Raw genomic sequence first — 21,245 nt, forward strand, 5'->3', positions numbered from 1 at the left:
TTTCTATGTATATAAGCCTTAGTTTTATATAGAATTAAACAACTATTTTTGGCAAATAAACAACTACTAAATTTATAAGATAATTACTTTATTTGCCAGTTCTAAATAACATTGCTTCAGAAATATGATGTGGTTCTACTTTTGGATTTTCTTCTAAATCAGCAATTGTACGAGCCACCTTTAATATGCGATCAAAAGCTCGCCCACTTAAATGAAAATGGTCAAATATATTGCCTAAAACACTCCAGGCCTTATCTGTAATATTGCATAGTTCACTAATTGCCTTATGAGGAACTGCTCCATTCGAATTAAAGTCAAAACCTTCAAATCGTTTTTGCTGCATAGCAGTAGCCATGATAACTTGTTGTCTCATACTTTCACTCGTCATATTTGAAGTTGATGTATCTAACAGCTGTTCAAGGGTCGGTCTCTCAACGGGAATATGTAAATCAATACGATCCATAATCGGCCCTGATAACCGTTGCTGGTAGTTTTTAACCATCGTTTCTGTACAGACACATTCCTTATGGGGATCATGGTAATAACCACAAGGACAAGGATTTGCCGCAAGAATACAAATAAAATTAGCTGGATATATATAATTTCCTTGAGCCCGATTTATAGTAATAGTCCTAGACTCTAGTGGCTGTCGTAATGCATCAATTACTTGACGTTGAAACTCAGGTGCCTCATCCATAAATAATACGCCTCCATGAGCTAGTGTTACCTCTCCAGGGCGCCCCTGTATTCCTCCACCTACCATACTAGCCAGAGTTGCCGTATGATGAGGATGTCTAAAAGGTCTAGATGTAACAAGCCCATTATCACCGAGTAACCCAATAACGTCTTGTATGCGACTCACTTCAACGATTTCATTCCAATTCATAGGAGGCAATATGGTAGGCAATCGTTCGGCCATCATCGTTTTACCCCCACCTGGAGGTCCTATCATAATACAATGATGATGACCTGCAGCACTGATGAGCATGGCTCGTTTTCCTAACTCTTGACCTTGTACATCGCCAAAATCAACTGTATATGTTTGAATAGTCTTTATAGTTATACTTTCATCCGTGACAGACGTATCAACACAACTATTACTAATTGCGCTTACGTGCTGTTTACTCATTGTATATAGATTTTCATTGGTTCCAGTTAATGGCATAGACTCTAGAGTTGATTTATTGATATTATGTTTATCTACATGTTCTGTTTTGATACTTATTTGTTTATTTTTATCAACTACCTTTGGCTTAGCTTGTTCCTCTAAAATAGTAATAATTTCTTGTAGTGATGATCCACCATATATGGTTAAATTAGGAATAGCTTGTAGCACTTTACTATTTTCAATACTTGTATAAACTTTTGAATAGTTAGCATCTAATCCTGCTAGCGACATAGCTAAAGTCCCAAAGGTTGGTAATAGCGAACCATCTAACGCTAACTCTCCCATAAACAGACTCTTATCAAATAAAGCCGAAATCTTTGCTTTACGCCCCTTTATCTGTCCTGATGCAAGCAGAATCCCTAAAGCAATCGCTAAGTCGAGTCCAGCGCTACTTTTACGAATTGTGGCAGGTGCTAAATTGACTACGATACGTCTCATTGGAAATTCGTAGCCACTATTTTTAATGGCCGCTCGCACTCGTTCACGAGCCTCTTTAACCGATTGATTAGGTAGACCAACGATATCAAAAACCGGCAAACCTTGTGATATATCGACCTCTACAGTAATGATGCATCCATCAATGCCGTGCAAGGTGGCTCCATATAATTTTGCGTACATAAACTGACCTCACTAAAAGCACTGTGGTAAATAATGAATAGAACTTTGAAAGTCTTCGTGTAAATACACCTCTATTACATCAAAGGATATTTCCTTCCAACGGCGCTTTTTTTGATTTAGATCATATAGAAACAACATGGCAGCTCGTTTAATATGCTTTTGTTTTTTCTTGGTAACTGCCTCACGTGCTAGTCCATGTTGCATACCTCGGCGAGCTTTAATTTCAATAAAATGATAGACTAAATCACGTTTAGCAATGATGTCTATTTCGCCTAAACGGGTTCGATAATTTGTATCTACTACCGTAAGTCCCATTTTTTCAATATAATTGGTAGCTACTCGTTCTCCCCATTTGCCCAGTTCTTTTGAATCGAGTTCATTAAAAGCTTTACCAGTACTAATCGTTTTCATATATACCTCCTAATAAGGTGTATCTGCAACAACAACTCATAGAATTTAATATCTATACTATATTAATCTTTCAACAGGTAATACTTACTTGTAGCGTAAATTATGGAGGTAACAAAAGTAAATACAAAAGAGGTTCCTAATAGTCACATAGGTGACCAATAGGAACCTCTTTACAGTTATAAACTATATGCAATTTATAATGTGATAATACGAATAAAACTAATACGACTATAGGAATTAACTTAATAGTCGAATCATAAAATAAATCTATTCCCCATATATAAATAACTAAGATTTACTCAGATTTAACCCAACGCACAATAGATTTAATAGGCTCAAAGCTCTTACGATGAAGCGGTGTTACCCCTTGTTGCTCGATAGCTTCTTTATGTAATTCCGTATAGTAACCTTTATGAATACCAAAGCCATAGCCAGGGTATTCATCATCGAGGCTCTTCATATATCGATCTCGCGTAACCTTTGCAATGACGGATGCAGCAGCAATATTAGCGCTTTTGCTATCACCTTTAATGATGGATTCAACGGGAATCCTCAAATCAGGCAATTTCATAGCATCGGCTACTACTGCTTCAGCTGGTACGCTGAGCGTACGAATAGCCTCATACATCGCTTGTCGCGTTGCTTCATAAATATTGAGTTCATCAATCTTTTCTGGACCGTAGAAAATACAGCTAACAGCAACAGCTTCATCCATGATGATATCATAGAGTGCTTCCCGTTTTTCCTCTGTTAGTTTTTTAGAGTCATTGAGCCCCGGAATTAATGTCATAGGTGGCAAGATAACAGCAGCTACCGTTACAGGGCCCGCAATAGGGCCACGCCCCACTTCATCGACTCCAGCCACATGATAGATACCTTGATCATAGAACATGCCTTCATAGTCATACATACCCATGAGGCGTTGCTGTTCTTTTAACTCTTTTTCTTGACGCTTAATATAAGAAGCAGCCAATTTCTGTACAGAACTACGAGTATCCTCTTGAGCAAAAGACAAAATTTCTAAAGCTTGTTCAGTTTGAAAGAGAGCTTTAATATCTGCTACTTTTAACTTAGAAAATATATCCTTATCCATTATGACTCTCCTCACCATCTGCAGGGTAGTACGGTTCTTCATCAACTTGATCGAGAGTAATTGTACCTAACTTAGTATTGCGGTAGTCTTGCAAAATAATACGGCGAGCCTTGTCAAAATCTACAATGCCACCGCTTACAAGACAACCTCGACGACGTCCGATGCTTTCAAGAATCGTATCAACATCGGTCATCTCTTCTTCTTTTAATTTATAACGCTCTACCAAAATATTTGGCGTGTTCGTCAATAAGTAATTTAATAGTTGTTTTATAACATGCTCTAAATCATAAACATCATCGGAAATGGCACCTGTCATAGCGAGGCGAGCCGCTGCACGTTGGTCCTCTAATTTTGGCCATAATACACCTGGTGTATCAAGCAATTCAAGATTTTTACCAATCTTAACCCACTGTTGACCACGTGTATGACCTGCCTTATTAGCTGTACGCGTTGCAGCAGAACCGGCTAAAGAGTTAATCAATGTAGATTTACCAACATTAGGAATGCCTAAGATGATAGTCCTAACAGAACGACTGCGAATACCTTTCGCTACCCAACGATCAATGATAGGTTTACTTAGACGTTCTACGGTAGATAGTAATTTTTTATTGCCTTTGCCAGATTTAGAATCGATAGCCAATACTGTAATGCCTTGTTTAGTAAAGAATTCAGTCCATTCCTTTGTGGCTTTAGGATCAGCTAAGTCAATTTTATTTAACAGTACAATATGTGGTTTTTGACCAACGAGTTCAAGGATTACAGGATTCGCACTAGAGCGAGGAATACGCGCATCTAATAACTCGATAACTACATCTACCTTCTTGATATACTCTGTAATCATACGAGTAGCTTTCGCCATATGCCCAGGGAACCAATGTACGATAGGTGAATCTGCCATTTTATATCCTTTCTATATACTTTATATACATCTAATAGAGATACTTAGTATATTTTATATTTATCTTTTTACAGCTCTATATTCCTCTATTATAACTCTTTAATTCATAGAATAATAAAATAGAACTATTTATATCTAATTTTAGCAAAAATAAAAGGCTGCCGACGGCAGCCTTTTATGAACATTAGCGTTTTTCGCGAATACGAGCAGCTTTACCAGTAAGGTTACGTAAGTAGTACAATTTAGCACGACGAACAACACCACGGCGCATAACTTCGATTTTAGCTAAACGTGGGCTGTGAAGTGGGAATGTACGTTCTACACCTACACCGGATGCAATACGACGAACTGTAAAAGTTTCACGTACGCCACCGTTTTGACGTTTAATTACCAAACCTTCGAACACTTGGATACGTTCACGAGTACCTTCCACTACTTTTACGTGTACGCGAACTGTGTCACCAGCGCGGAAAGTAGGGATGTCTGTACGAAGTTGTTCTTGTTCAAGTACGTTAATAATGTTCATTGTTTCCTCCTGTTTGCAGACATTCAATACCTACACCTTATAGGCAGCGGACTGTCTCAAATTAACAGCAATATAGTATCATAAATCACGTACTGTTAGCAAGTATTTTCTATATTATTTTAATAATCCAAATATTTACGTATTATTTACGTATTATTTACGTATTATTGGTCGTTTTAACTTACCTAATAAGCGGTATAAATTCTCCTGTTCTTCATCCGATAAATCAGAGAACATTACATTAAGAAATTCGTTATATGTATGTAGAAGAGTTTTGCCTAACCGTTTCCCCTCATCTGTTAAGGTGACTACAGATATACGTTTATCCATATAATCAATATGTTTTGTAACATATCCCAATTCAATGAGAATATCTGTCTGCTCCGACACAGTAGCGGGACGCATATTTAGAGCATCTACTAACTGCTTCTGTGATGCTCCTTGAGAACGCATATATAATTCAATAATAATTCTATCACGAGACTTTTCTTTGCCGCTTGGCACCTTACATAAGGCTTTATATAATTCATCATGATTCATAATCATCTATCTCCTCATACAACTTTGTATATTATAAAGTATTCGCCATAGTCTCTAAAAATCCTGCATAAAATTTGCATATTCTTCGTAAAAGCAAAAAAGAGGTACGCACGGTACCTCTTCTCCTGTATATCATTGTAAAACTTTTAAGTTTTACTGAAATATGTTATTTTAATGCACTAATATCGCCAATAATAGCCATTACGTTGTACGCTAAACGAACGAGTTGTAATCGGTTCGCTTTAATAGCTTCATCTTTATCCATAACCATTACATCTTCAAAGAATTTGTTGATGGCTGGAACTAAAGTAGCTGGAACTGCTACTACAGCTGCGTAGTCACCAGCTTCCCATGCTGCAAGGCTAGCTTCAAATGCTTTAGAAGCAGCTTCGAACAGTGCTTTTTCAGCGTCTTCTTTCAATAAGTCGCTATTAACACCTGTATATTCCACATCTTTTACAAGATTGTACATACGAGTATAGGCTTGAACAAGCTCAACGTTTTCATCGATACGGTTTGCTAACAATGCATTTACAAGCCCTTCAGCATCAGCAACGGACAATTCGTTGTTGGACAACAACAAGTCGATTACATGATGAGGAACTTCGCGATCAAGGAAGATATTTTTCAAACGAAGTGTGAAGAACTCTTCTACTTGGCCAAGCAATTCGTCTTGTTTTTCAGCTGGTACATTAAGCAATTCCATAGATGCTTTGAAGATTGGACGTAAGCTGATATTCCATTCGCTACCAAGCAAGATGTTCAAAATACCAATTGTTTGACGGCGCAATGCATATGGATCTTGAGAGCCTGTAGGAATTAGGCCACGGCTGAAAGTGGCAACGATGTTATCTACTTTATCGATGATGGACAATACTTTACCTGCTTCAGTTTGAGGCAATACATCGCCTGCAAAACGTGGTAAATATTGTTCGAAAATAGCTTCTGCTACTTCAGGAGATTCACCATCAAGTAAAGCGTATTCTTTACCCATTACACCTTGTAATTCAGTGAACTCTGTAACCATACCTGTTGTAAGGTCAGTTTTAGCGAGCTCTGTAGCACGTTCTAACACAACAGCTGCATCTTCTTGTAAACCACATTCTTCACCAAATACACGGCCCAATTTAAGTAAACGTTCAGTTTTATCCGCTAAGTTACCAAGACCTTCTTGGAATACAATTTTAGTCAAACCATCTTGACGGTCGATAATAGGTTTCTTGCGGTCTTCGTTAAAGAAAAATTTAGCATCATCAAGACGTGCACGCAATACACGTTCATTACCAGCTTGAACTACTTCGATAGAATGATCGGAGCCGTTACGAACTGTTAAGAACATTGGCAACAATTTGCCGTCTTGGTCAACTAATGGGAAGTAACGTTGATGGTCTTTCATAGGTGTAATGATAGCTGCATCTGGAAGTGCCAAGTAGGACTCTTCAAAGCCACCACACAATGCTGTAGGCCATTCAACAAGATAGTTAATTTCTTCTAATAAATCATCATCCCAAACGATGGATGCATTTTTAGAAGCTGCAATATCATGTAATTGTTTGGAGATCAATTCACGACGTGCGTCTTGATCAACCATAACAAAGTTTTCTTTTAATGTGTCTACATATAATGCTGCATTTTTGATAGTGATTTCATCAGCACCTAAGAAACGATGACCACGTGTTACATTACCAGATTTTACAGTAGCAAATTCTACAGGAATTACCTCTTCATCAAGTAATGCTACAAGCCAACGTACAGGACGTACGAATTTAGCATCTAAATTGCCCCAATGCATGGATTTAGGGAAGTTGAGACCTGTAATCAATTGAGGTAACATATCAGTTACGATATCTTTTGCAGGAACCCCTGCAGTTTTAGTTTCAGCGTAAATATAGCCGTCTTCTACAACGAGATCAGCTACATCAAGACCTTTACCACGAGCAAAACCGATAGCTGCTTTTGTTGCATTACCGTCAGCATCATAGGCGATAGATGCAGAAGGACCTTTATGACGTTCGCTGATTTCAGCAGATGTGTCAGCAAGACCTTTCACGATAAGAGCCAAACGACGTGGTGTGCCGTATGTTGCGATGCTTTCAAAAGGAAGATGGGCATCATTTAATTTTGTTTCAGCCAATTGTTTCAATTGACCTAAGATATTTGGCATAAAGCCGGCAGGAATTTCTTCTGCACCGATTTCAAATAATAAATCTTTTGCCATCTTATTTATCTCCTTTCAAAAGTGGGAAACCTAATTCTTCACGTTTAGCTAAGTATTGTTGGGCACAAATACGAGCTAATGCACGCACGCGACCGATGAAAGCCGTACGTTCACTGATGGAAATAGCGCCACGAGAATCAAGAAGGTTAAATGTGTGGGAACATTTCAATACATAGTCGTAAGCCGGTAATACGTAGCCAGCTTCGCAAACGCGTTTTGCTTCTGCTTCGTACATATCAAACAATTTGAAAAGCATATCTGTATCTGCTAATTCGAAGTTATAAACAGATTGTTCAACTTCGTTGGCATGCCAAACATCGCCGTATGTAACGTTTTCATTCCATTTAAGGTCATATACGTTTTCTACGCCTTGAATGTACATAGCCAAACGTTCTAAACCGTATGTAATTTCAACAGAAACTGGTTTACAATCGATGGAACCAACTTGTTGGAAATATGTGAACTGGGTTACTTCCATGCCGTCGAGCCATACTTCCCAACCAAGGCCCCAAGCGCCCAATGTTGGAGATTCCCAGTTATCCTCTACAAAGCGGATATCATGGTCTTCAGCAAGAATGCCCAATGCAGCTAAAGATTGCAAGTATAATTCTTGAATGTTATCTGGAGATGGTTTCACGATAACTTGGAATTGATGATGTTGGAACAAACGGTTAGGGTTATCACCATACCGACCGTCTGCTGGACGACGAGAAGGCTCTACATAACATACAGACCATGGTTCAGGACCAATAGCGTGTAAGAATGTAGCAGGGTTCATTGTACCTGCACCCTTTTCGATGTCATATGGATTTTGAACGATACAACCTTGATCGCTCCAGAACTTTTGTAGATTTAAAATAATCTCTTGAAATGTCATTGCTGCCTCCACTTTACACAACCGACATAAAATCAACCATTTCGTTACAAACAAAAAAGCCCCTGTAACGAAAAACGTTACAGGGACGAGTATACCCGCGGTTCCACCCTATTTGGCTTGTGCCCTCTTTTTTCTATGTTGGCCTTTACTAACAGATACCTGCGTTCCTGCCAATGCTCTACAGCGCCTTCAACCAAATGTGAGCTTACACCATCCTCACTCGCTAGAGAGGTTTACTACTCTGCTTCATCGCATATATTATACATAATATTGTAGCAATACAGAGGGATTAATGTCAAATCCACTAAACAAAATAATTATTATAAAATTTCTACTTTATTTTCTTTGAGCATTTTTATTTAAATAGATTTATAAAGCCAATCATTTTTATCAAATCTCTTAGGTTGCATATTAGTTATTTCATTTATTATCAATTGTTCATCTTCAGTAAAGTCATCAATAGATGAATAAATACGTAGTCTATCACCGTACACATTTTTTAAGCGCTGTATACTGCTATCATCAATACTATAAGCCCCATCTATATAGGTAAACCCGTTATAATTTGGTAAAATCTTAACACTTCCGTTAGGTAAAGTATTAATAATTAAAATTCCATAATCTCCATAAGTATAAATATAAGGATATTCGGCAGCAAAACCTTTTATATTACGATTTAATCCAAGTTTATGATTTTGATTAACAATAGAGTTTATAAACCATTGATACCTAAAAGAGTAACTAAAAATACCTAAAATTGATATCGATACTATAAAAGTAAGTATATAATATAAATATTTTTTGCTCATTCTATAATCTTTCTCTAACAGATTTTCCACTAACTGAAAACGGAATATCATGAACCTTCTAAAACAATAAAACTCAGTCTAAATGTATATCCCATAAATATACTCCATAAATATAAAAATTAAAGCAAATACTAATACAGCTAAAATAAATAATACTAAGAAAGTACGAGTCAAAATCCATCCTCTTTTTTCATACTCTGTTAGTATTCCAGCTTTATTTTTATGCCATAAGTTATAAGTGCCTAAAATACAGATTACAAGCATAAATAGTGCATTAAAGTCCTCAATAAATTTAGGTAAACCAAAATATGATTCTATTAAAATACTTAATAAGAAATAATTTCCTATGAGTGCTACGAAGATACCCTTCCGAGTACCCCAAGAATTAATCATAAGATAGTTAAAACCTAAAAGGAAAAATATACTTGCTATTTGTTTTTCCATTCGTCTTCTTTCTCCTTAATATACTTTTTTATCTGCTTAGTATTTTTATCAAGGTATTTTCCTATCGTATTATTGATATCAAATCCAGCGGCGCTAGTTAATAACAAGCTTTTGTAACATATAAAGTTAGATTGAGAACAAAATAGCCATTAAAAATAACAATATAGTAAATAGAGAAAATAAATAATAAATCCATTTATTATCACTATTTTTAAAAATTAGTGAAAACAGGTATGTACTAAATGATAACAATAAAAACTCAATTAGGTACTTAAATTCTTTATTTATGGTATCTAAGAACCTTAAATCCGTAAAAAGTACAAAGAAAAATATTCCAAAACTAATCAGTCTATATTTTTCATTTATGTCCTCAGTAGATTTTCGGATATATTGAATTACACTATAGGCAAATACTAAAAACAAGGATATAGTAGCAAAATAATATATTAATTTCATTGATTCTATTACACCTCATTTTTACCACTTCATCTGCTGGAATATTTTTACAAGGATTATATACTAAATTTATTATTTTACATGATGAATTGTAAAATATATTGCGATAAATAAAAAGACTCATATTGGAGATCTCGTATAAAATGTAAATAACCACAAATACATGACACGGAGGTCTCTAATATGAGCTATATACATCTTACCATAGAAAAACGAAGTCAAATAGAAGTTTTAAGAAAAGAAAGGTACTCTGTTCGTAAAATCGCTAGTTTAATCGGTGTTCATCATTCTACTGTAGCAAGAGAATTAAATCGTGTTAAAGGCGAATACTCTGCGATTAAAGCACAGCAGTTAGCAATTAGTAAGTCTGCTAATAAAGGCAGACCAACAGAGTTAACACCTCAATTAGCGGCTTTAATTGAATCCAGGTTACAACAAACTTGGTCTCCAGAAGAAGTAATTGGCGCTGAATTAGTTGATGTTCTAAGCTTTAAAACCATATATTCTTGGATCCATCGTGGTTTTCTTGCTGTAACAGAAAAAGTACTTCGCCGGAAAGGAAAAAAACCTGGCACACAGGAAACCCGTGGACGCTTCAGTGTTAAAAGAACCATTAAAGAACGACCTCAAGAAGTTGAAAACCGTGAGGTTTTTGGTCATTGGGAACTAGATACAATGGTTTCTTCCAGAGGTCAAAGCAAAGGCTGTTTAGCTACATTTGTTGAACGTAAAACACGATTCTATGTGGCTATAAAAATGAATGATCGCTCTAAAGATTCTATGTTTTTAGCTATTAATTCCCTGTACAATACATTAACCAGTAAATTACTTAAAACCTTTACGGTGGACCGAGTTAAGGAATTTGCTTGCTATGAACAGGTTGAAAACAAGTTTGGAATACCAATGTATTTTGCCGATGCTTATGCAGCATGGCAACGTGGTTCTAATGAAAATAGTAATGGGTTACTCCGAGAATTTTTCCCTAAGAAAACCGATTTAGCTAAAGTTACACTGGATAAACTAACAGAAGCACTAATGTTGATTAATAATCGACCTAGGAAAGGCCTTGGGTTTAAAACACCATTTGACATGTTTAAACATGAGATTAGAAAATTGATTTAATTTTGTCGCATTACTTATTGCAATTCAAGATATATAAATTACACTATTATTTTAATATACACAAAATGATGTTGAACGCTAAAAAGTTCAACACCATTTTATTAAAAATTAAATTTCCTTTAAGCTATTAACATCCCAACTACCTTTTATTAATAGTCTATAAAAGACAAAAATATTTGCAAATGGTATTAGTAACAATAGTACCCAAAATCCACTATACAAACTGTCATGCAGGCGTCGAATAAATAATGCTAAAATAGAAAAAATCGTATAAGCATATAGTAGATAAAATAGATAAATAGATATAGTTCCAAGTATCTCTATTCCAGTTTCACTTTTTATTGTAAAAAGAATATTCACAAAAGTTACTAATAAGCTCATTATAGTTCCTAAAGTACCTATTCCTATCCATGTTTCAATAATCTTAGAACGTCCTTGTGGTTTAAATGTGCGGTAAAAATAAATATCTAGTAAATATTCTATAATTCCTTTATCATTATCTAGACTTATCTTAGATTTTAAATATCCAATAGAGTTTACTTTAGATATCATCTGCAAATTCCCATCACCGTATTTATTTAAACATTGTTCTGATGGCAAAAAGAATAAAAATACTGCTGGAATAAATATAATCAATATCTCTATGAGGAATATCTGTTCAAAAAAGCTCAAAAACAGCCCCTCTGTAGAATATATGTCATAAACATAATATGCATATATAATGCTAGCGAATGCCCCCCAGTTCCATAACCATTTTCCTGAATATCCAGAATCATGTAATCTACGTCTACTTAATTCTAGGGTTAACCCCAATCCCAATATTTTAAAAATATATCTTACATAATACATAAGTATATAATCTACTGATATATTATTAATAATGGCATTACTCACTAAATACGTTGAGAATAGGCCAATCAACATAAAGATATATGCTTTTTTACCCACCCTAGTATTATGAACTAAATCGTATAAATTTTTTTTTAGGAGAGTCGTTTCTCTACTTATCATCACTTTTCTCCTCATAGTAATCCGATTTTAATATTGAATTTTTAATATAAGCAAAACCCCCACTACTTGTATATAGTTGACTTTGACCATATTTATCAGTTATTACAAAATAAGGATCTCCATTATTTCGATTTATGTAAATTTTTCCTTGGTCTCTCAATAATACTTCTAAAGCCCTAGCTCGCCTAGTATTTAGATTCATATTAGGAACTGATTGCTGAACTAAACGCTCATCTTCAGCTGAAACATCGGACTTAACCTTATAGGTTTTAGAAACTTCAATCTCCGTACCTACAGGAACATAATTAGTATAGTCAGATAAATTATACTGAGTATGGTTTTTAACTTTATCTGGTCTATCTATATTTAAATTTAAATCTTCTACTTTCTTTAACCTAACATCATTATTAATACCCCAGCCAGTATGACTTAATTTTAATCGTGAGCTTTTTAAATCAATATCACTATTATTAGGAGTATTTACTGTTTCAAAGCTGATTCCTAATAAACCAATACCACTCCGCTGACTATTATTAACTACAAATGTGTCTCCCATAGCCTCTTTAATTACCCCGGCACCCTTCAATGCATCGGTTAAATTTAAACTTTTTCCAAACCCATAGGTTCTATATACTGTATTAGGTTCATCTCCAGCTCTCACCTTATATGTAAATCCAAAAGCATTTATAGATTGCTCAGTCCCAGGTCTTAGTCTAGCTAATTCTATATTTACTGAATCATTTGCATTCTTTAACATCGCTCTTGCAAGGTTATCATTTTTTATTGAGTCAAAAGCTGGATTAGGATTATAATACCAACCCACTTCATCACTTCCTGTATAAAACGCCCCATCATTACCTAAAGCAGTTGGGTATCCACGCCCCTCTAAAACTTTACCCCAAGTTTTATTCATAGGTTGAACTGTACCATCTGAAAGAGTATGATATGCCATTCCAGTGTCTGCATCAGCCCAAGTTGAAACAATATAAGGAGCTCCTACATAGCTTTCATCTTCTTCACTATCTGTACTAACATTTTCACTAATACCATTATATGATTTTTTTATTCCTAAACCATACATGTTAAGTGTTTCTTGATCTTTCTTTTTAATATATCCAGCAACAGGAATCGTTGCACGTCTTTTATAAAATCTATTATATTTAGTTCCATATTGAGCCTCTGTAGCCCCAGTAATCGGAGATTTACCAAGCCCATGATTTACCAATGCCCCTAAACTTGCACTTAACCATTGTGCTACAGCAGGATTAGATTTAGCAATTTTTTGAATTTCACCAATCAAAGCTTCATTTGTTGCACCAGCATAGAAGCCACTGCGTTTAGGGTTTCCCGCTATACGTGCAGATGTTTCAGCGACTACTGCATGTGCTAATGCTTTTGCAGCCTTTCCTTCTTTTGTTTTAGGTTCCCAATAATGAAGTTGTTCAAATGCATCTTTAGCAAATAATCGTGCGAGTTCTTGTCGTTCTTCTACCTTTTTCTTATCAAAAATAGTATCAAGTTTATTTAGGCTATTTTTAGTATCTTTGGAAATCTTATTAATATCAATATTAGATGATTCTGTTGTTATTGTACCATTAGCAATAACAGATTTTGTAGTACTTTCCACTGATTTTTCCGAATCTGGTAATAATTTTGGTAACAAACCTAAAGAGTTATATACAGCACCTTTACCAGCTTGATTTAAATTTTTAAATCCAGATACAGATGTATAACTTAAGCCTGTATTACTAGATTTATATTTAGCTTTATTTTTAATATCTTCAACTGTTAAGGAATTCGTTGATAATTTATTCTTGTCTGCTTTTGCTTTACTATCAATAACAGCACCTTCTAATTTAGTATTTCCTTTAGTTGTGATATCAAAGCCTTCAGCACCAGCATATAATCCAGCTTGCTCAGTAACACTAGTATAATCACTAGTCATTTTACCTTTTGAATATTCTGCAGATACCCCACCTAATTGTGTACCATTTGTAGAAATGCTAAATCCAACATTTTTCTTTTCACCTCTATAGGTTTCACTATCTTGCAAGCTTTTAATAGTTAAATCACTACCTATTTGAGATTGAATAGAGTCACCATATACTTTTGATCCCACAATATTAGTATCAGCACCAGAGTTTGTAATTACCTTTTTGCCTTGAACAACCGTTCCCGAATGAGTTGTTTTAACTATGGTACCATTTTCTTTTGCTTTATTATAATTAGCATCAATACCTAGCAAACCACCACCATTAACACTAAGGTTAACCCCGATTGACCAGCCCTTACTATCATATTTATCAGTTATTGTAGTTGTATTTGTTCCAGCTTGTAGGGAGAGATTTCTACTTGCATCTAATTCAACAGATTCTCCTCGAATGGTTTCCCCAATAGCTAATATATCTCCTGAATCAGTCGTAGTTGGTTTTGTAACTAATTTAATTCCATTATCAGATACTATATGACCTCCTGCATATTTACTACTATCTAATCTTGATTCACTTCTACTTTTACTAGAGCCAACACTTACATGAATATTAGCTAATCCATCTTTTTTTGCCCGTTTATTTTCTTTATATTGCTTTTGATCTCCATTTATGTCATTTAAGTCATTGTAACCTTTTGCTTTTTCATAACTTGCTTCTTCAGCTAATCTTTTTCTTTCTTTTTCTAATGCCTTTCTAGTTTTATCGGTTAATTTATTATTTTGTAAAAGACTATCAATTTCTTTTACTTTTTGTTCTTTAAGTATTCCAGACGCTATTGATTTTTGTGCTTCATCTCGTACAAAATCAGGAGTAAAGTTTTTATACTCTTGAATCTTACTATAACCTTTTTTAAGTTCCTTACCAGCTTCAAGAGATTCTAAAGTTCCTAAGCGTTTATCATCTCGGCTATTAGCCTTACGTTGTAATCCACGTGCAGTAGTCAGTGCTGATGCGATAGATCCACCTAAGCTAACAGTTAAACCCGATTGTTTCTCTTCATGCACCTGTTTCGATGCCACAGTATCATGTTTACCATCAAGAGTAATATCAGAAGCACTAACTTCAATATCATCTTTACCAATTATATCAGTGCTAGTGAGATGTGCTTTATTATTAGCATCAATACTAATTTTTCCATTCGCAGAACCAATTAATGTATTTACATTAGTTTTTGAATTTCCTTCTAGTGTATCAGTCACTTTCTTACTACCAATAGTAAAGCCTATACCAGCGCCCATTAAGCCAGATTTTTTACTATATTGATATACATCATCACGTTGTGTTTCTTCACCTGAATCTGTACGCACGTCATTACCTGCAGATACAGATACATCTTTTGTTCCCAAAATATTAGAACCTGTTACCGAAACATTGCGATTAGCTTTCACATTAATCGTATCTCCACCAATTGTTGAAGATAAAACACCTGTGCGTTCATGATCTGTACGTATGATATTAGTTGTACGAGATAGTAAACTCTTTTCTTTGTATTTTAGACCATATTCATCACGACTATAACTTTGCCCATTTGTAATAGTAACATCATTTCCAGCTTCAACAGATGTGACACCATGTTCACTATTAACAATACCATTGCGGATATTTACATCATTTCCTGCCTGTAAATTAACATTACTATCACTTAAAATAGCTGTACCTAATTCAGTACGACGATCTGTGCGATTATAATTCTCACTATTAACAGTCATATCCTTTTTAGCGGATAATGTCTCTGTTGTTAAATTAATATTCTGACCAGCCTCAATCGTTGCTTTAGAATTATCTCCAGTATGAACAATAGCACCTTTAAGGTTAACATCTCGTTTAGCAGATAAAACTAAATCGCCTTTTTCTCCTACACCTATAGTTCCTTGGCGACCAACAATATCGTGATGTTGTAATCTATTTACATGAGCACCTACATTAATATCACGACCAGCATTAATATTAACCCGTTTCTCACCATGAATATTACCAGTATTTATTACGTCTTGAGATGCCTTAATAGTCACTTTACGTCCATCTATACGGCCTGTATTTTCTATATCATTAGCCCCTAATACAATTGTATCTGCAGTCATAATGCCTTGATTTAGAATATCTGTATTAGTATTGCTAACGATAGCTTTGCCACTTATAATCCCCCTCATTGCATCCATAGATTTAGCAGTCTGTTTGGCTAAATACACTTTAGGATACAAAACTTGTTGCGCTTTTCCATCTACTATAACGGTTTTAGTTTCCAACCAAACCATATCTGTTGTTATAGCGTCCATTTGTTCTTTAGATAAAGCAATTCCAGGTGTTAATTTAAAAGCTTTACCAAAAGCTACACCAGCCTCTAATAAAGCTTTATATTCAGCTTCATTATCTGTATAACCTTCTAAATACTGTTTACCTGTAGCTGATACAATTTGCTCATTAATAAGTTGCTGTTCATAGAATCCATCACCTAAGCGTTTGAATCTTCTTTCAGGATTATTTGTCAACGCATCAATCATAAATTGAGAGGATAAAAAATTCTTTCGATTAGTAAAAGCAGGGTCAGTCTCTATCAAAGCATTAGCCGTAATAGCAGGATGAATATCATATAGTGCCTCTGTTGGTAACGATAAACCATCTATGGTTTGACTTGCTTTACCTTTGCCCCCACCCAGACCATATGGATCTAAACTATCATTGACCTTTGCAATAGTAGCTTTGGATACTTTATCTTCAGCGTGCTCTTTTAGAGTACCAATTGGTTTTACATTTTCTTCAGTAATCGACGGTGTCATAAAGACTTCAGGGCCCCAAACACGTATACGTTTACTTCTATAACCATGACGTTTCCTTTTCTTTTTGGTTCTACTCTCTTGAGTAGTTCCAGTAATAAAGGTTTTATCACTAATCATATCTGATATGTTTTGTATAGAGCCCTTTGTTTTAAAAGTTCCTCCTGAAATCACGCTGCTATTATCATTATAAAGTATACCAGTAGTTACTAAATCACCACCACTACTAATGATACCTGGATCATCATTGGTAATCTTTTTGTGAGTTTGTTCGGCTTCACTTCTAATGATTGTAAACTGATTTATTCGGTTCTCATTCTTATTCATTTCCTTATTATAAGCTTCATCTTCAGGCGTTTTAACTGGTTTTACATGCGGTGTACCATAACCACTTGAATCATCAGCATATGGGAACTCAGACTTATCAAATACCTGACCTTCTAATTTATGATTTGGATGAGTAACTTTTATTTTATCTGGATTTTTAGTAATCCCATCTGAAACACGCTTGGTTCCTAACGCAACATTATTATTTTCTACTGTAGGAGTATCAAGTTTAATAGACTTTGTAGCTTTAATAGTCGCCCCTTTATTATGTATACCATCTTTAGCAATAAAGTCCATAGTTCCACCACTATAAATGAGACCTTTACCAGTATTATCTATTGTATCTGAAGTTATATTAACATGATTACGACCCGCAATTACACCAGACTTATGAGAATCTAGTTCTGCCTTAATAGCAGTAACCTTCTCTTGTACATCATCATACGCTTTTGTTAAATCTTTAATCCGTTGACGATGTTCCTCTAGCTCAGGCTTGGTCTTATATTTAGATATATCAGCATTCCATTCAGCATCAAGTTCATTTTTTGCCTTTTCTAGCTCTTTACCAGCTTTATGATAGCGTTCTTCTATTTCACTATTAGTATGATTTGTAACTATATTAGCTTTAATATCTACTGTATCACCATAAATACGTCCACCTTCATTATTATCTATAGATTTAGCATTTATAGTTGTAGTATTTCCAGAGTTGATAAGACCATTATTGTTTACCTTTTCTTGACTATGTACAGTTGTAGAGGAATCACCTTGAACCACGCCATTTGAATGAATTGCTATACTTTGTCCATCTAAAATAATATTACCATTACTTGTAACACCACCATCAACTATAATTTGACCATCACTAGTAATATTAGAGGCTTGTGTAGAACTTACTACACCTTTAACATTTACACCAAGACCAGTGTTGGTCCCTTTCAGAGTAATAGAGTTTGCATACATACCACCAATAGCAGAGACATCTAAGCCAATATTATTAGAATTACTAATCTTTTGTGTGTCTAATGTATTAGCATCTATTTTATTCTTACCAGTGCGAGCTTCAATCGAATTTGCCCAGACTCCAGCATTTACACTCGCTGCTTCTGTTAAAATTTGTAACGAGTTAGCCTCTTTGGCATTAAGACCGTTTCTATTAATAGCAACAATTCCTCGCTCCACCCGATATGAGTTTAGATTTCCTGATGAATCATATTCAGGTTTACCTGTAGTTAATACTGCTCGATCTGTATTGATAAATCCGCCACCATCTACAGTAATACCATTAGGATTTGCTATAACTACTGAAGCTTTACGACCTGCTACCTCAATAAACCCGTTCATATTAGTTGGATTGTGTGAAGTAACCTCATTAACAATGACATTGGCAGAGCCACGCATCATATTAGTATTACCAGGAACATATCCACCAAGCTTGGTATTAGATATTTGGTAAGAGTTATTAAGAATTACACCATTTTGTGGTACGTTAAAGTTAGTATAATCATTTCTAGATACTCCACCAGCGCTAGGGCCTACGACATTTACCAATGTGACACCATTAGTAGCTTGTCCAATCATGGCTTGTCTTTCATGTGGCGCATTTCGATCTACCTCTATAGGATTTTCTGCATATACAAACGGTATGACTAAAGGATCAACGATCATTAACCCCATAGTAAGCCATACTGCAATTTTATATTGTAATCGTTTTTGTTTCATATTTACTCTCTCAATTAATACGTATACTATATTAGAACCGCACACCTGCTTGGAAACCTGCAGTTAAAGAATCAGTTTTGTAACCACTTGGTTTATATAAAGGAGCCCCAACAAATACATCATAGAATAATCCAGATTTAAATTGTCCTCTTATCCCAAGACTAGTACCAGCAATAAATTTTCCTGTTAATACCTCTGTACTTGGACCATATACGGCGCCAAAATCAATGTTAGCATAAACACTTGATTTCCATTTAAGAATGTAACTAGCAACCTCATTACGCATATACCAGCCACTTTCAGCCATTAGTGTATTTTCACCATCAAATCCTTGTACAGTATATCGATTACCAAGGCTAATCATATCTCTAGAGAATAAACGTTTATCCCCTAATGTCCATTGTCCATGGAAAGATGTAGTAATACTTGCTGGTCTATGTCCCCATATACGTGGAATTTGATAATCGACATCTAACAATAGTTGAGTATATCGAGTACTAGGCGCTCCATTACCATATTCTGGTTGCGAACCAAACCAACCAACCCCTTGTTTAATAGCTGCTCTAGAGTATAATGTATTTTTCTTTATGTATCTTCGTTCTGATATACCTATTTCTAAAGAAGCTGTATTAGCACGTTGTACAGCAATTTCTACATCATTAATATAATTTTTAGCATTACGCTTGCTGATAATAATATCCCAACTACGCTTAGTCGTTCGATCTCGATGAAATACATGATTCCACGAACCTCTTACAGTCTTGGCATGACTAGAACTAATAAATGGAGTAGCCATAGAATTAATCGTTTGATGATATTTCATATCACTATAGGAAATACTAAAGGTATCCTTCCCTCTAGGTATTGAATAAGAAATAGTATGGTTTCGACTACCTTTTCGTTCACCATCTTGAGCAGCATCTCGATTAATACTTAAGTTTAATGAATCATTAGCATTAAATACCCTATCAACTCCAATTGCAGCCGTCCACTGTAGTTTACCAGTATCTTTTAGTCCAGAATCATCTATGGATATCATTCCATGAATTGGTGGTTTTTTAGTAGTTTCAAGTACAATATTCGTAGCTAACGGTTTTGTTCCTGGCTCAAGCTCAACAGACACATTTTGAGAACCAATTCGCTTCATTTGCTCTATCCCCTGTTCTATATTTCGAATATTAAGGATATCGCCTTCACGAATAGGAAATGCATTTTGCCATGGCAATGGTTGTGCATACGTTTTATATAAGACAGACTCTACGCGACCGAGTTGTAAATTAAATTGTAGATTACCTGAAGCTAATGATTGGGATGGAATGCCAATCCGAGACGTGACGTATCCATGTTCTATAAGTGCAGTATTTAAGCTAGTAGATAATTTATTTATATCTTTAACTGTAAGTTTGCGATTTACAAATGGTTTAATTGTTTTACGTAGAAACGTAAACTCGTTAGGCACATCTAACTGTATCTTCTTTTTTTGTGCTTCATAATATAATGGACCTTTAATTAATCGTACACTTGCTGCAGAACTATTATCCACAAATATCGTCTGATCCATAGTAGTATTTATCATATTACTATATGTTAATTCTGCAGACTGACTAATAAATTCTTCAACAACACGGATATGAGATACAAAAAAGGATGGCTCTACATGTGCTGGCTGTTGTGCCGGTACTGTATAACCATCTTGTGATGTTAAAGAACCAGATGAAAAATCTATTCCACCTGTTTGTACTGTAATTCGTCCCTCTCCAAGCCGCGCCTCTCTCGCTAGTTGTTGTTCTCTCGCTCTATCTAGTTGTTCTTGAGTATCAATAGGTTTAGCACCCAAAATATTTATTGGCACCATACACACTAAACTTAGACAGAATAATAATTCTCTCTTTTTCATATTTCTCCTTTTGTAATAAAATATAAACCTGTTTTATATTTTATTATGTTTTTGTACGCCGAATAGGCATGACTAAACCCCCAGTTAAACTGGGGGTCAGTAAAAATTCTTAGAGAAAAGGAAAGAACCTCCTAGTGCTAGAATGGAGTTGGTCTGGCAACCACAACATTTCAACATAGGAGGTTCAATGTCAATGAATGACGTAAAAAGCTTATCACATAGTAAATGGAGATGTAAATATCATATTGTTTTTGCTCCAAAATATAGAAGACAAATAATTTATGGGCGGATAAAAGCTGATGTAGGTAAAATTCTAAGAGATTTATGTAAGAGGAAAAATGTA

Annotated in this window: 15 protein-coding genes; 2 read left to right on the plus strand and 13 right to left on the minus strand. The window is 35.1% G+C overall.

Going from position 1 to position 21,245, the window contains the following annotated elements; all coding sequences use genetic code 11:
• Positions 1-88: 88 nt before the first annotated feature.
• The 10 genes from HMPREF0873_RS01820 to HMPREF0873_RS01865 form a co-directional block, all read right to left on the minus strand.
• Positions 89-1,786 carry a YifB family Mg chelatase-like AAA ATPase gene (locus HMPREF0873_RS01820; protein ID WP_008713974.1) on the minus strand — a complete coding sequence of 566 codons (1,698 nt, stop codon included), beginning with the start codon at positions 1,784-1,786 and terminating at the stop codon, positions 89-91.
• Between the two features lie 12 nt (positions 1,787-1,798).
• The gene (locus HMPREF0873_RS01825) at positions 1,799-2,197 is read right to left on the minus strand and encodes a YraN family protein (RefSeq protein WP_004696986.1); all 399 of its coding nucleotides are present in this window, start codon (positions 2,195-2,197) and stop codon (positions 1,799-1,801) included.
• A 295-nt stretch (positions 2,198-2,492) separates the two neighbouring features.
• Positions 2,493-3,290 carry a ribonuclease HII gene (locus HMPREF0873_RS01830; RefSeq protein ID WP_038125362.1) on the minus strand — a complete coding sequence of 266 codons (798 nt, stop codon included), beginning with the start codon at positions 3,288-3,290 and terminating at the stop codon, positions 2,493-2,495.
• Positions 3,283-4,188 (minus strand): ribosome biogenesis GTPase YlqF, encoded by a 906-nt coding sequence (gene ylqF / locus HMPREF0873_RS01835; RefSeq protein ID WP_008713976.1) that lies wholly within the window; start codon positions 4,186-4,188, stop codon positions 3,283-3,285. The genes HMPREF0873_RS01830 and ylqF overlap by 8 nt, the downstream gene beginning before the upstream one ends.
• 184 nt (positions 4,189-4,372) lie before the next feature.
• On the minus strand, positions 4,373-4,714 hold the full coding sequence (rplS, locus tag HMPREF0873_RS01840; RefSeq protein ID WP_004695921.1) for a 50S ribosomal protein L19: 342 nt from the start codon (positions 4,712-4,714) through the stop codon (positions 4,373-4,375).
• A 153-nt stretch (positions 4,715-4,867) separates the two neighbouring features.
• On the minus strand, positions 4,868-5,254 hold the full coding sequence (locus HMPREF0873_RS01845; protein ID WP_024061633.1) for a MarR family winged helix-turn-helix transcriptional regulator: 387 nt from the start codon (positions 5,252-5,254) through the stop codon (positions 4,868-4,870).
• A 166-nt stretch (positions 5,255-5,420) separates the two neighbouring features.
• Positions 5,421-7,472, minus strand: coding sequence for a glycine--tRNA ligase subunit beta (glyS, locus tag HMPREF0873_RS01850; protein ID WP_038125364.1), 2,052 nt, complete (start codon positions 7,470-7,472; stop codon positions 5,421-5,423).
• Position 7,473: 1 nt separating this feature from the next.
• A complete protein-coding gene (gene glyQ / locus HMPREF0873_RS01855) occupies positions 7,474-8,349 on the minus strand; it encodes a glycine--tRNA ligase subunit alpha (protein ID WP_038125365.1) in 876 nt (291 codons plus the stop codon).
• 359 nt (positions 8,350-8,708) lie between these two features.
• The gene (locus tag HMPREF0873_RS01860) at positions 8,709-9,209 is read right to left on the minus strand and encodes a hypothetical protein (RefSeq protein WP_008713980.1); all 501 of its coding nucleotides are present in this window, start codon (positions 9,207-9,209) and stop codon (positions 8,709-8,711) included.
• Between the two features lie 27 nt (positions 9,210-9,236).
• Positions 9,237-9,602: a hypothetical protein gene (locus HMPREF0873_RS01865; protein WP_008713982.1), complete on the minus strand. Its 366-nt coding sequence runs from the start codon at positions 9,600-9,602 to the stop codon at positions 9,237-9,239.
• Positions 9,603-10,241: 639 nt separating this feature from the next.
• On the opposite strand from HMPREF0873_RS01865, the gene HMPREF0873_RS01875 reads away from it, so the two are divergent.
• Positions 10,242-11,180, plus strand: coding sequence for an IS30 family transposase (locus tag HMPREF0873_RS01875; protein ID WP_008713984.1), 939 nt, complete (start codon positions 10,242-10,244; stop codon positions 11,178-11,180).
• Between the two features lie 108 nt (positions 11,181-11,288).
• Here the strand turns inward: HMPREF0873_RS01875 and HMPREF0873_RS01880 are convergent, their stop codons facing one another.
• From HMPREF0873_RS01880 to HMPREF0873_RS01890, 3 genes are read right to left on the minus strand one after another with little or no spacing between them, the layout of a single operon-like run.
• Positions 11,289-12,191, minus strand: coding sequence for a DUF805 domain-containing protein (locus tag HMPREF0873_RS01880; RefSeq protein WP_038125367.1), 903 nt, complete (start codon positions 12,189-12,191; stop codon positions 11,289-11,291).
• Positions 12,181-19,005 carry a hemagglutinin repeat-containing protein gene (locus HMPREF0873_RS01885; RefSeq protein ID WP_008713989.1) on the minus strand — a complete coding sequence of 2,275 codons (6,825 nt, stop codon included), beginning with the start codon at positions 19,003-19,005 and terminating at the stop codon, positions 12,181-12,183. The genes HMPREF0873_RS01880 and HMPREF0873_RS01885 overlap by 11 nt, the downstream gene beginning before the upstream one ends.
• A gap of 31 nt (positions 19,006-19,036) precedes the next feature.
• Positions 19,037-20,902 (minus strand): ShlB/FhaC/HecB family hemolysin secretion/activation protein, encoded by a 1,866-nt coding sequence (locus HMPREF0873_RS01890; RefSeq protein WP_038125370.1) that lies wholly within the window; start codon positions 20,900-20,902, stop codon positions 19,037-19,039.
• A 193-nt stretch (positions 20,903-21,095) separates the two neighbouring features.
• On the opposite strand from HMPREF0873_RS01890, the gene HMPREF0873_RS01895 reads away from it, so the two are divergent.
• A partial coding sequence (locus tag HMPREF0873_RS01895; protein WP_038125518.1) for a transposase occupies positions 21,096-21,245 on the plus strand: 150 nt, incomplete at its 3' end.

The sequence above is a fragment of the Veillonella sp. 3_1_44 genome (genome assembly GCF_000163715.1).
GTDB lineage: Bacteria > Bacillota > Negativicutes > Veillonellales > Veillonellaceae > Veillonella > Veillonella parvula_A.